This window comes from Streptomyces sp. NPDC051963, from assembly GCF_044593495.1.
In the GTDB taxonomy this organism is placed as follows: Bacteria; Actinomycetota; Actinomycetes; order Streptomycetales; family Streptomycetaceae; genus Streptomyces.
In genome coordinates, this window is sequence record NZ_JBIUCC010000001.1 from 242,896 (window position 1) to 255,250 (window position 12,355).

Sequence of the window (12,355 nt, forward strand, 5' to 3'; positions counted from 1 at the left end):
TCGCATCGGCGGTGTCAACGTCGCCTACACCAAGACCAGCGTGTACGCCGTGGCCGGGTGCGTCCTCGGCGATGGCAGGCATGGTCCTCACCTCCGGACTCGCGGGAGCGGGCGCGACCATGGGCAGTCCGTTGCTGCTCAACGTCGTCGGCGCCGGGGTCCTGGGCGGCACCAGTCTGTTCGGCGGACGCGGCAGCATGCTGCGTACCGGCATCGGTGTGCTCTTCCTGGGGTTCCTCTCCAATCCAACGGGATGAGCCTGCTCGGGCCGGCCTCCTACGACCAGCAGATCGTCACCGGCGTCCTCATCTTCGTGGCCGCCTCCGCCGACGGACTGCTGCGCCGGCTACGGCCGCGGCTCACCGGCGCTTGAGGCGGTGTCGGGCGGACTGCTTCGCCGGTCACGGCTTCCGGGCGAGTCCGCCGTGCTCGGCGACGACCTCCGCAGTGGGCGAACCGGGCTCCGGACGCCACTGCGTGACCGGGACGACGCCGGGCTCGATGAGTTTCAGGCCGTCGAAGAAACTGGTGATCTCGCCGACGGTGCGCAGGTTGTACGGGACGGCGCCACTGCTGTTGTAGGCGTCCTGGGCCTGCTCGAAGACCGGGTCGATGCCGAGTGACCCGTCGTTGATGGAGAGGTGACTGCCCGACGGCAGGGCCGCCATCAGCCGGGTGACGATGGAGCGGGCCTGATCTTGGTCGGCGACGTGTCCCAGGATGTTGCTGAGGATGAGCGCGGTGGGGCGGCTGAAGTCCAGTGTCTCGGCGGCGGCCGCGAGGATCCGGTCCGGGTCCGTGACGTTGGCGTCGATGTAGGCCGTCGCGCCCTCGTCGGAGGAGTGGAGCAGGGCGCGGGCGTGGGCCAGGACCATCGGGTCGTTGTCGACGTAGACGATCCGGGTCTCGGGGGCGATGCCCTGGGCGACCTCGTGGGTGTTCTGGGCGGTCGGAAGGCCGGTGCCGACGTCCAGGAACTGCCGGATGCCCACCTCGGAGACCAGATACTGAATGTTGCGGCGCAGGAAGGCGCGGCTGCTGCGGGCGATGGTCACGATGCCGGGGAAGACGGCGGTGTACGCGTCGCCGGCCTCCACATCGACGCGGTAGTTGTCCCTGCCGCCGAGCCAGTAGTTCCAGATGCGGGCGGAATGCGGAACCGACGTGTCGATTCGCTGACTTGCCGGAGGTTCGGGCGCCGTCGCAGGGTCGGTCATGAGTCGTGTCCGTCTTTCAGCCGAGGCGGGATCGTCCACTGCCCAATCTATGTCCCAACTCCAGCCACTCACGCTTAAGTTCGAGCACGCGCTCACCTCCGTCGACGTGCCGGCCTCCGTGACCGCGGCATGAGGTGGATCGACCCGCACTCTTGACTCGCCATCCAATAGTCACCATCCTCGTCCTACCTTGCGCTGGTCATGACAATCCACCCTCGGGCTGGAGCGTCTGGCTCCTCGACCACGCGATCCCCCCGACCGAGGGACGTGGGCAGTGACGATGACCGGACGACGACGCCCGCACCACAGACGCAAAGAAGTCACCTTCGTTTCGCTGCTCCTCCTCGTGCTGGCCATGGCCCTTGGCCCCACACCCAGTTCGGCGGCGGGCACCGACTGGTGGGTCCCCACCGCACGGCCCGCGCCGGACTCGCAGATCAACGTCACCGGTGAGCCCTTCACCGGTACCGACTCCGCAGGCGAGGTGCGGGGGTTCGTCGACGCGCACAACCACCTGATGTCCAACGAGGCCTTCGGCGGCCGGCTCATCTGCGGCGAGACGTTCTCCGAGGCCGGCGTCGCCGACGCGCTCAAGGACTGTCCCGAGCACTACCCCGACGGAACACTCGCGATCTTCGACTACATCACGCACGGCGGTGACGGGAGGCACGACCCCGCCGGCTGGCCGACGTTCAAGGACTGGCCGGCGTACGACTCGATGACCCATCAGGCCAACTACTACGCCTGGGTGGAGCGCGCCTGGCGCGGCGGACAGCGCGTCCTGGTCAACGACCTCGTCACCAACGGCATGATCTGCTCCATCTACCCCTTCAAGGACCGCAGTTGTGACGAGATGACCTCGATCCGGCTGCAGGCGAAGCTGACGTACGACCTCCAGGCGTACATCGACTCGATGTACGGCGGCACCGGCAAGGGCTGGTTCCGGATCGTCACCGACAGCGCGCAGGCCCGACAGGTCATCGAACAGGGCAAGCTGGCGGTCGTCCTGGGCGTCGAGACCTCCGAGCCGTTCGGCTGCAAGCAGATCCTGGACATCGCCCAGTGCAGCAAGGCCGATATCGACGCCGGGCTCGACGAGTTGTACGCACTGGGCGTGCGCAGCATGTTCCTGTGCCACAAGTTCGACAACGCGCTGTGCGGCGTCCGCTTCGACCAGGGCGGCCTCGGAACCGCCATCAACGTGGGCCAGTTCCTGTCGACCGGCACCTTCTGGCAGACCGAGAAGTGCACGGGTCCGCAGCACGACAACCCCATCGGCACGGCCGCGTCCGAGGCGGAGGAGGACCTGCCGGCGGGCACCGAGGTCCCCGCGTACGACGCGGACGCACAGTGCAACGTGCGCGGGCTCACCGACCTCGGCGAGTACGCCGTACGCGGCATGATGAAGCGCAAGATGATGCTCGAGATCGACCACATGAGCGTCAAGGCCACCGGCCGGGTACTCGACATCTTCGAGGCCGCCTCGTACCCGGGCGTGCTCTCCTCGCACAGCTGGATGGACCTGAACTGGACCGAACGCGTGTACTCCCTGGGTGGTTTCGTCGCCCAGTACATGCACGGCTCCGAGGGATTCAGCGATGAGGCCGAGCGCACCGACGCGCTGCGCGAGAAGTACGACGTGGGCTACGGCTACGGCACCGACTTCAACGGCATCGGCGACCATCCCGCCCCGCGCGGCGCGGACACCTCCAACCCGGTCACGTACCCCTTCAAGAGCGCCGACGGCGGCTCCCTCGTCGACCGGCAGACCACCGGCCAACGCACCTGGGACTACAACACCGACGGCGCCGCCCACGTCGGGATGATCCCGGACTGGATCGAGGACATCCGGCTGGTCGGCGGACAGGGCGTGGTGGACGACCTCTTGCGCGGCGCGGAGTCCTACCTCGGCACCTGGGGCGCCTCCGAGCAGCACCACGCCGGGGTGAACCTGGCCGAGGACGCCCCGGCCACGGCGAGTTCGGCGGAGTGGAACCCGTTCACGAGCTACGCACCCGGCCGCGCGGTGGACGGTGACGGCGGCACCCGCTGGGCCAGCGACTGGAACGACGACCAGTGGCTGCGGATCGACCTGGGCTCCACGAACCTGGTCTCACGGGTCACGCTCGACTGGGAACGCGCGTACGGCAAGTCGTACCGCATCGAGCTGTCGACGGACGGTGCGAACTGGCAGACCGCCTGGACCACCACCTCCGGCGACGGCGGCCTGGACACCGCCCGCTTCACCGGCACACCCGCCCGCTACGTCCGGGTCGTGGGCCTGGACCGCGGCACGGACTGGGGGTACTCGCTCAACGAGGTGGGCGTCCACAGCAGCTGACGCACGCAGCCGTTCCGGGAGCGGGTGCCAGGGCTCCCGGAACGGCCCGTCAGGCGCGTCAGCCGATGGGCGCCGGCATGGGCCGGACGTCGTAGGCGAGGCTGATGACGTCCCCGCCCGCCGGGTCGCCCAGTTCGACGCGCCAGCCGTCGGCGAACTGGTCGACGCCGGGCGCCATGGGGATGGTGCCGGAGATCAGGACGGTGCCGGGGATCAGGTCGCCGCGGGAGGACAGGACGTCGACCCAGTAGGACGGGGCGAGGAGCTCGGCGAGTGTCCCGGTCTGGATCTCGGTCTCGGTGCCGTCGTGGCTGACCCAGGCACGCAGAGTGAGCTCGTCGAGGCGGGACTCCACGTCGGCCAGGCGCCATGCCCGGCGGGCGAGGACGTCCGGCCCGGCGTTCTTGCTCCACGCCACCCCGTGCACCTCCAGGTCGCGGTCGGTGTGGTCGCAGGCCGCGGTCAGCAGCAGCTCCCCGCCGTCCGCGACGACCAGCGCCCACTCCGCCTCGCCGGAGGTGCGGCCGTGCTGGACCGCGACCCGCTCGGTCTGCTGGGCGAGGTACGGGGAGACGGGGTAGAGCGCCGGCGTCACGGACGGGCCCGGCACGCCCAGCTCGGCGAGCTCCGCGACGTGCGCGGCGACATCGTCCTGGCTGCGCCCGGCGTACCCGGCGTTGAGGACCTGGACGACATCGACCTCGCGCGTCGATCCGTCGGGCAGTTCGAAGGTCAGCACGGCCATGAGGGCACTCCCAGGGATCTTGGAACGGTTTGCGGATCCTGATTTCTCCGCGGTTAACTTCCGGCGCAGGGCTTGCGCATACGACCTGTATACAAGAAGTATGCCGGAAGGTCGATGTCCCCGAGCAAGGATGGGCACCATGCAAGACACCCCGAAGAGCGACGCCGGGGCCGCGGAGAAGCGCTCCGGCGTCCGCCGCGCCTTCGTCGCGAGCCTCACCGGCACAGCCCTGGAGTGGTACGACTTCGCCGTCTACTCCGCCGCCGCGGCCCTGGTCTTCGGCGATCTGTTCTTCCCGTCGGAGGACCCGCTCACCGGCACGCTCCTGGCGTTCTCCACCTATGCGGTCGGCTATGTCTCCCGCCCCCTCGGCGGATTCGTCTTCGGCCGCCTCGGTGACGTGATCGGCCGCAAGAAGGTGCTGATCGCCACGCTTGTGCTGATCGGCGTGGCGACCTTCCTGATCGGTCTGCTGCCCGCCTACGGAACGATCGGCGTGGCCGCGCCCATCGCGCTGGTCGTGCTGCGCTTCGCCCAGGGCGTCGGCGTCGGCGGCGAGTGGGGCGGCGCCGTGCTGCTGTCCAGCGAGTTCGGCGACCCGCGCCGCCGGGGCTTCTACGCCTCCGCCGCACAGGTGGGCCCGCCCGCGGGCAACCTCCTCGCCAACGGTGTCCTCGCCGCCCTCGGCGCCCTGCTCACCGAGGCGCAGTTCGAGTCCTGGGGCTGGCGTGTGGCGTTCCTGCTCTCCGGCGTACTGGTCGGCTTCGGGCTGTGGATCCGGGCCAAGCTCGAGGAGACCCCGGTCTTCAAGGCGATGGAGGCCGAGCAGTCCCGCCCCGAGGCCCCCATCCGCGAGGTCTTCACCACCCAGCCCCGCGCCCTGACCGCCGCGATCCTGTGCCGGGTCGGCCCCGACGTGCTGTACGCCATGTTCACCGTGTTCGTGCTGACCTACGCCACCCAGGAACTCGACATGTCGCGCGGCTCCGCCCTCGCGGCCGTCCTCATCGGCTCCTCGGTCCAGGTCTTCCTGATGCCGCTGGCCGGCGCGCTCTCCGACCGCGTCAACCGGCGCCTGCTGTACGGCGTCGCCGCGGTGGCCGCCGCGGTGTGGCCGTTCGTCTTCTTCCCGATGGCCAACGGCGGTTCCTGGCTGCCGCTCGCCGCCGGAGTCCTCGTCGCCCTGGTGATCCACTGCTGTCTCTACGGTCCGCAGGCCGCCTTCATCGCCGAGCAGTTCTCGCCCCGGCTGCGCTACACCGGCTCCTCCCTGGCCTACACCCTGGCCGGGATCATCGGCGGCGCCATCGCTCCCCTGCTGTTCACCACCCTGCTGAGCGCCTACGACAGCTGGGTACCGCTGGCCCTGTACATCGCCCTCGCCTGCGCGATCTCCGTGGTGGGCGTCCTGCTGGGCCGCAACCCCGAGGCCGCCGTCGACGAGGACGCGGAACTCGCCGGGCCGAAGCTCCAGACTGCGGCGGACCTCCCCCTGCCACGCTGACGTCGGCCACACATCCCGCCCCAGACAAGGAGGCACCGCACCGTGCGGATCGCCCTGAGCCAGCTCACCACCGGCCCCGACCCCGAGAAGAACCTGCGCCTCATCGAGGAGTGGACGCGTCGCGCTGCGGACGCCGGAGCCCGTGCCGTCGTCTTCCCGGAGGCGTCCATGGCCTGCTTCGGCACACCGCTGGCCCCGCTCGCCCAGCCCCTCGACGGGCCGTGGGCGGACGGCGTACGCGAGATCGCCCGGGCGACCGGCACGGTCGTCGTGGCCGGCATGTTCACCCCGGCCGACGGGGGGCGGGTGGCCAACACCCTGCTGGCCACCGGCCCCGGCGTCGAGGAGTCGTACGACAAGATCCACCTGTACGACGCCTTCGGCTTCCGCGAGTCCGAGACGGTCGCCCCGGGCTCCCGCCCCGCCGTGATCGACGTGGACGGCGTCCGCCTCGGCCTGGCCACCTGCTACGACGTCCGCTTCCCCGAGCTGTTCCGGGCGCACGCCGACGCCGGGGCCGTGGGCACCCTGCTGGCGGCCTCCTGGGGCGCCGGCCCCGGCAAGCTCGACCAGTGGCAGCTGCTGGTGCGGGCCCGCGCGCTGGACGCCACCGTCTGGGTCGCCGCCGTCGGCCAGGCCGACCCCGGCACCCCTCCGGGCCCCGCGCCGACCGGCATCGGGCACAGCCTGGTGGTCGGCCCCGACGGGAGCGTACGTGCCTCTCTGGGCGCCGAGCCGGAGTTGCTGGTGACGGACCTGGACGTGGAGGAGGTCGGGGCGGTCCGCGAGAAGACGTCCGTGCTGGCGAACCGGCGGCCCGAGGTGTGGCGATGAGCAGGTCGGAGGTGTCGCGATGAGTGGGCCCGAGTTGGAGTTCCACCGCCCCGACGGGCCCTGGCTCGCCCCGGCCGGTGCCGGACCCGGCGTCGAGGAGTGCGTCCTGGCCGAGGACCCCGAGAGCGGTCGGCGCACCGCACTCGTCCGCTGGGCACCGGGCACCGACACCTCGGCCGCGGGCGTGGCCCGGCACGACGTATGGGCGGAGGTCTATCTCGTCGAGGGAGCGCTGCACGACCTGACGCTGGACCGCACCTTCACCGCGGGCATGTACGCCTGCCGTCCTCCGGGCATGCCGCACGGACCGTGGACTTCGCCGGGCGGCGTGACGATGCTCGTGATCACATACCCCTGATCCCGGCGGGCACGGGAGCGTGCGTCCCTCGGCGGCGGGGTCTCAGCCGTCGAGGAGCACCTTGAGGGTCGACTCCAGGTGGTGGTCGATGGCCGCGCACGCGGCCGGAGCGTCACCGGCGGCGAGGGCGTCCACGATGGCCTCGTGCTCGTCGAGCACCGCCTTCTGCCGTCCCTGCTGGTTGAAGACGGCGACCACCCCGGCGCGTACCTGGCGGCTGCGCAGGCCGTCGTAGTGCCGGACCAGCAGGGCGTTGCCGACGGCCGACACCAGGGACGCGTGGAACCGGTGGTCCACGTCGATGAACTCCCGGGCCTCCTCGGCGCCGGTGAGCGCGCGCTGCCGTTCCAGCAGGGAACGCAGTTCCTCCAGGGGCACCCGCCCGGCCGCGACGAGCCGCTCGGCCGCGTACCGCTCGACGACGCCGCGCAGCTCCATCAGCTCGCGCACCTCCCGCCCCGTCAGCGGTGCCACCCGGGCACCTCGCTTGGGCACGAGCTCGACCAGGTCCTCCGCGGCGAGCAGCAGCAGCGCCTCCCGGATGGGGGTGCGGGAGACACCGATACGATCGGCGAGCTCCTGCTCCGACAGGAACGCCCCCTGCATCTCGGGGTCCGTCAGTACCGTGTCCTTGAGATACGCGTAGGCCTTCTCCCGACCGGACGCCACGGCAACCCCCAGACATCGCATACAGTTTGTATACCGACGCTACCACGGGCTTTCCCGCGGAGGGCCGGGTCGTGAGGCATGGCCTGCCGGATACTCGCGGACGCCCGGCCTCCATGCTCTCTCAGCCGGAGTGAAGGACCCGAAAGCGACCGGGTTCCGCCGGATCCCGGTCGACGACCTGGACCGGCGGCCAAGCCCACTGCCACACACTGATGTCCGGCATGCGGGAGAACCGGATCTGCCCTCGGGTTCCTTCGACGGCAACCCGCGGCCAGCATCCGGCCAGGCGCGCCCGGTCCGCGCCGTGAGTACGCAGCGCATCGGCGAGGACGGCGACCGTGTCGTAGCCCTCGAAGGCCACGAAAGAGGGCGCTTCGGCCAGCCGCTCGCGCAGGGCCGCCGCGACTCGTGCGCCGAGTGGGCTGAGGCGCTCGGGCAGGTAACGCAAGAACGGGACCGCGGTGCTGTCGTCGCCCAGCAACGTCGCCCATTCGGCGAACTCCGGTTGCCCGGCCGGAGCACCGATCATGATCTCGGCGAGGCGATGGTCGCGGCGGACGGACTGGACGATCGACACGTCCGGTTCCGGGTGGCCGACCAGGAGGAGGAGGGCTGTCGCGCCTTGGTCGACGAGTTCCTCGCACACGGCCGTGGGGGCGAGCGCGCGCATGTCGAGTTCGATGACGGTGCCGCCGCGTGGAGCGAGGTAGTCGCGCAGAATGCGGGTCCCGGATCTCCAGTAGACGCTCGGCTCGGTTGCCACGGCGATGCGTCGGTGGCCCGCGGCCAGGACGAAGTCCGCGTAGATCTGCCAGCCGTGGGACTGCGCCGGGGCGAGGCGCGCGACCCATGGCGTTGGCTGTTCGGTGAGTGTGTCGAGAACCGCTGACGAGCAGAGGAACGGCAGGCCGAGGGCGTCGGCCCTGGCCGCAGCCGCCTGAGCGACGACACTGTGGTACTCCCCCGCCAAGGCGACCACACCCCGACGAGCCAGTTCATCGACCGCTGCCTCGGCCCTCCGCGGATCGGCCGCCGTGTCCCGGACCTCCAACTCCAGTGGCCGTCCGACGATTCCGCCGGCGTCATTGACCTCGGACACAGCCAGTTCGAGACCGGCGAGCAGGTGCCGACCCGCCTCCACCCAGCCAGGCCGGCTCAGCGGGACAAGAGCCCCGATCCGGACGGAAGTCCCGTCAGCCTCCGCCCCGGATGACGATGACGGTGTCGGTGACGGCGCGTTGGTGACCACGCCGGACATTGCATCCACCACCAGCACCGACAGGCAACCGATTATCCGTCCTACGCGTGGCGGGCGAAGTCAGTACAGGAAGCGGTGCAGCGGAGCGGACTCGGTCAGCAGCATGGTGACCCGGTGGGCGAGACGCTGCCACGCCTCGTCCTGCGCGTAGGTCAGCCTCACGTCGTCGCCGTCGGCTTCCTCCAACACCGCGAACAGGGCAGCGGTGTCAGCGTCGGGAGTGAGGTCCACCATCGACAGCACGCGTGCCAGCGCGCCGACCAGGCCGACCGCGGTCTCCTCGGCAGAAAGGACGCTGCCGCGGAACACTGCGGCTGCGCCCGACGGGTCGGGATGATCCGGCGGTGCCACGAGGATCCCGGACAGCTCACGCAACAGCGCGTACAGCAAGTCCGTTTCCTCGGTGGGCACGTCGACGATGCGCAGACCCTCGTGTTCCCAACGGCCGTTCGGCGTCCACACCCGCGGTCCCCGCGCGACCGCATCCGCCAGCGTCTCCCGGATATGCCGGAAGGCCGCGAGCCCCTCCGCGAACCGCGCGTGATCACGCGCCGCATCGGCAGATTCGGCCAAGGGCGTCAGCAAGTGTTCCTCTACCCGCTCGCACTGAGCTTCGAGGTCCGGGTCCACGACGACGAGGCGGACTGACGTGCGCTGCTGCTGCTCCATGTCGGACACTCTGCCAGTTGGCTCGGACAACGGTCGGGCGCCTTGGCTCGGACCTCGATGCCGGCGTCGGCCCTCGCGGCCGGGGCACTCGCCGCGACACCCGGGCGACAGAAAGCCATGATAGACAACGCCGATGACGATCAGTGCTGTTCGGTGCCCGCTCACGGGCGACGGCACGACATAGGGAAGGGGCAACCGGTGTTTCTGAAGACCTTCCGCTGGTCGTTCGCCGCGACCGCGCTCGGCCTGGCCGCAGGCGTGCTGTACGGCGGGTGGACGGCGTTCGGCGTCATCGCCATCCTGACGGTCCTGGAGATCTCGCTGTCGTTCGACAACGCGGTGGTCAATGCCGGGATCCTGAAGAAGATGTCGCCCTTCTGGCAGACGATCTTCCTCACCGTCGGCGTCCTCATCGCCGTGTTCGGCATGCGGCTGGTCTTCCCGGTCCTGATCGTCGCGATCACCGCCAAGCTCAATCCGTACGACGCCGTCCACCTGGCGCTCACCGACAAGGACCGCTACCAGCAGCTGGTGACCGACGCCCACCCGGCGATCGCCGCCTTCGGCGGCATGTTCCTGCTGATGATCTTCCTCGACTTCATCTTCGAGGACCGCGACATCAAGTGGCTCGACTGGCTGGAGCGCCCGCTGGCCAAGCTCGGCAAGGTCGACATGCTGTCGGTCTGCATCGCCCTGATCGTCCTGCTGATCTCCGCGTTCACCTTCGCCACCCACGCCCACCAGCACGGCGGCACCCATGTCGACAAGGCACAGACGGTGCTGACCTCCGGCATCGCGGGCCTGATCACGTACATGGTCGTCGGGGGGCTGTCGGGCTTCTTCGAGGACCGCCTGGAGACAGACGAGGAACGCGAACAGGAGGAGCAGGAGGCGGCGGAACGCACCGGCCGGAAGCGCCCGCCGGTCGTGCTGGCCGGGCAGGCCGCGTTCTTCATGTTCCTCTACCTCGAAGTCCTGGACGCGTCGTTCTCCTTCGACGGCGTGATCGGCGCGTTCGCGATCACCAATGACATCGTCCTGATGGCGCTGGGCCTGGGCATCGGCGCGATGTACGTCCGGTCCCTCACCGTCTATCTGGTCCGTGAGGGCACCCTGGACGACTACGTCTACCTGGAGCACGGGGCGCACTACGCCATCGGGGCGCTGGCCGTGATCCTCATGATCACCATCCAGTACCAGATCAACGAGGTCATCACCGGACTCGTGGGCGTCGTCCTGATCGGCTCGTCCTTCTGGTCCTCCGTCCGCCGCAACCGCGCCCTGGCGGCTGCCGAGGAGGAGAAGGCGACGGCCGATTCGGCCAAGGTCTCCTAAGGGTCGGGTTGACGGATCGGCCTGTGCTGCACGTCACATGGAACTCGGGGGCGGGTGCGTGGCAGAGCCAGACATGGAGCCACCATTCCGGGCCCGCGTCCGAGCGGGCGACGAGGACTCTTTCCGGCTGCTCTTCCGCGAGCACGGACGGGCCGTGTACAACCACTGCTTCCGCCTGACCGGGGACTGGGCTCTCGCCGAGGACTGTGTGTCGCTGGTCTTCCTGGAAGCCTGGCGGATACGGGTGAAGGTCGAGCCGCAGGGCGGAAGCCTGCTGCCGTGGCTGTTGGGAATCGCCACGCACGTCGTGCACCACCGCTGGCGCACGGCCCGACGGCACCGGGCCCTGATGGAACGCATGCCCCCGCCCGACCTGCTGCCGGACTTCGCCGACGAGGTGGTCGGCCGGCTGGAGGACCAGGAACGGATAGCCGCGGTGCGCAGGGCGCTGGACCAACTGTCCCGGCAGGACCGCGAAGTGCTGGCGCTGTGCGTGTGGGCCGGCCTGAACTACCCCGCAGCCGCCGAGGCGCTGGGGGTGCCGGTGGGCACCGTCCGTTCCCGGCTGTCCCGGGCACGCCGCCGGCTGGAGAAGCAGGCGCAGAAAAATCTTGACCAGGACACGGAACCTGCGGCCGCACAGCGGCAGCCAACAGGTGACCGCCACGAGGCGGTCCGGCCGAGCGGGGAAAACGGAAGGGGACCGTGGTGAGCCCGGACCAGGACCAGTACCAGGACGGCAATGTGCAAGAACTGCGCCGGCTGCTGGCCGTGCCGACCGAGCGGGACTTCCCCGCCGGCCGTCGGATCCAGCGTGAGGAACACCTGATGCGCAGTTGGCGGACAATGGCAGATGAACTCACCGGCGGGCGCAGGCGCCGGGTACAGAAGCGGTTCGCGTTGGGGCTGGCGGCGGCAGCGGTCGCCGCAGGCGTGACGGTCGCGGTGCCCAACGGGACACAGACCCCGGCCTACGCCGTCGAAGCGAATCAGGACGGCACCCTGACCATCTCGATCCACGAGCTCGACTGGCTGGGAAAACCCCAGCAGTTCGATCAGTTGGCGCACAAGATCCGGTCAGCCGGCTTCACAGCGATCATCGACAAGGTTCCCGCGGGCCGATCGTGCCAACGCGATCGGGGAGAACTCCTGGAGCAGGAGAAGTCCGGCGACGGCAAGTGGGACTACTCGTACACCATGACGCACGCGGACGCTTTTCTGGTCGAGGAGTACTTGCCCGGCCCTCTGAAGGGTTCCGACCGGCAGTCTGCCCACTTCTACCGTCAGAAGTTCATCAAGGGCCCGGTCACACCGTGCAGTCCCGTGGGCCACGCTCAGCCCGACCAACCGCGATGAAGTAGCGGCGCCTCGGTCGACACCAGCCCTTGACATCCGAGTCCATCTACACAACTTTACTGTTCAGAC

General features: G+C 69.7%; 13 protein-coding genes. 8 read left to right on the forward strand and 5 right to left on the reverse strand.

Annotation, left to right across the window (positions count from 1 at the left end; all coding sequences use genetic code 11):
- The first annotated feature begins 71 nt into the window (after positions 1–71).
- The gene (locus ACIHFB_RS01155; protein ID WP_365282258.1) at positions 72–257 is read left to right on the forward strand and encodes a hypothetical protein; all 186 of its coding nucleotides are present in this window, start codon (positions 72–74) and stop codon (positions 255–257) included.
- Positions 258–401: 144 nt separating this feature from the next.
- On the opposite strand, the gene ACIHFB_RS01160 is transcribed toward ACIHFB_RS01155, so the two are convergent.
- Positions 402–1,217 (reverse strand): SAM-dependent methyltransferase, encoded by an 816-nt coding sequence (locus ACIHFB_RS01160; protein WP_400124823.1) that lies wholly within the window; start codon positions 1,215–1,217, stop codon positions 402–404.
- Between the two features lie 280 nt (positions 1,218–1,497).
- Between ACIHFB_RS01160 and ACIHFB_RS01165 the strand changes: the two genes are divergently transcribed.
- Complete coding sequence (locus tag ACIHFB_RS01165; protein WP_400124825.1) at positions 1,498–3,558, forward strand: discoidin domain-containing protein; 2,061 nt, start codon at positions 1,498–1,500, stop codon at positions 3,556–3,558.
- A gap of 58 nt (positions 3,559–3,616) precedes the next feature.
- On the opposite strand, the gene ACIHFB_RS01170 is transcribed toward ACIHFB_RS01165, so the two are convergent.
- Positions 3,617–4,303: a DUF2848 domain-containing protein gene (locus ACIHFB_RS01170; RefSeq protein ID WP_365282261.1), complete on the reverse strand. Its 687-nt coding sequence runs from the start codon at positions 4,301–4,303 to the stop codon at positions 3,617–3,619.
- 139 nt (positions 4,304–4,442) lie between these two features.
- On the opposite strand from ACIHFB_RS01170, the gene ACIHFB_RS01175 reads away from it, so the two are divergent.
- The 3 genes from ACIHFB_RS01175 to ACIHFB_RS01185 are packed head-to-tail and all read left to right on the forward strand — an operon-like array spanning position 4,443 to position 6,999.
- Complete coding sequence (locus ACIHFB_RS01175) at positions 4,443–5,807, forward strand: MFS transporter (RefSeq protein WP_400124828.1); 1,365 nt, start codon at positions 4,443–4,445, stop codon at positions 5,805–5,807.
- Between the two features lie 42 nt (positions 5,808–5,849).
- Positions 5,850–6,641, forward strand: a complete 792-nt coding sequence (locus ACIHFB_RS01180) for a carbon-nitrogen hydrolase family protein (RefSeq protein ID WP_400124830.1) — start codon at positions 5,850–5,852, stop codon at positions 6,639–6,641.
- A gap of 19 nt (positions 6,642–6,660) precedes the next feature.
- The gene (locus ACIHFB_RS01185) at positions 6,661–6,999 is read left to right on the forward strand and encodes a cupin domain-containing protein (RefSeq protein ID WP_400124832.1); all 339 of its coding nucleotides are present in this window, start codon (positions 6,661–6,663) and stop codon (positions 6,997–6,999) included.
- A gap of 42 nt (positions 7,000–7,041) precedes the next feature.
- On the opposite strand, the gene ACIHFB_RS01190 is transcribed toward ACIHFB_RS01185, so the two are convergent.
- The 3 genes from ACIHFB_RS01190 to ACIHFB_RS01200 all read right to left on the reverse strand — a co-directional run bounded on the left by ACIHFB_RS01190 (position 7,042) and on the right by ACIHFB_RS01200 (position 9,595).
- On the reverse strand, positions 7,042–7,668 hold the full coding sequence (locus ACIHFB_RS01190) for a GntR family transcriptional regulator (protein ID WP_365282358.1): 627 nt from the start codon (positions 7,666–7,668) through the stop codon (positions 7,042–7,044).
- 121 nt (positions 7,669–7,789) lie between these two features.
- Entirely contained in the window at positions 7,790–8,926 is a 1,137-nt protein-coding gene (locus tag ACIHFB_RS01195) for an ABC transporter substrate-binding protein (protein ID WP_400124834.1), read from the reverse strand.
- Positions 8,927–8,986: 60 nt separating this feature from the next.
- Positions 8,987–9,595 carry a hypothetical protein gene (locus tag ACIHFB_RS01200; protein ID WP_365282266.1) on the reverse strand — a complete coding sequence of 203 codons (609 nt, stop codon included), beginning with the start codon at positions 9,593–9,595 and terminating at the stop codon, positions 8,987–8,989.
- A 198-nt stretch (positions 9,596–9,793) separates the two neighbouring features.
- Between ACIHFB_RS01200 and ACIHFB_RS01205 the strand changes: the two genes are divergently transcribed.
- The 3 genes from ACIHFB_RS01205 to ACIHFB_RS01215 all read left to right on the forward strand — a co-directional run bounded on the left by ACIHFB_RS01205 (position 9,794) and on the right by ACIHFB_RS01215 (position 12,286).
- Complete coding sequence (locus ACIHFB_RS01205; protein ID WP_400124836.1) at positions 9,794–10,930, forward strand: DUF475 domain-containing protein; 1,137 nt, start codon at positions 9,794–9,796, stop codon at positions 10,928–10,930.
- Positions 10,931–11,003: 73 nt separating this feature from the next.
- Positions 11,004–11,642 carry an RNA polymerase sigma factor gene (locus ACIHFB_RS01210; protein ID WP_400124838.1) on the forward strand — a complete coding sequence of 213 codons (639 nt, stop codon included), beginning with the start codon at positions 11,004–11,006 and terminating at the stop codon, positions 11,640–11,642.
- On the forward strand, positions 11,639–12,286 hold the full coding sequence (locus tag ACIHFB_RS01215; protein ID WP_400124839.1) for a hypothetical protein: 648 nt from the start codon (positions 11,639–11,641) through the stop codon (positions 12,284–12,286). Before ACIHFB_RS01210 ends, ACIHFB_RS01215 begins: the two co-directional genes overlap by 4 nt.
- Positions 12,287–12,355: the final 69 nt, after the last annotated feature.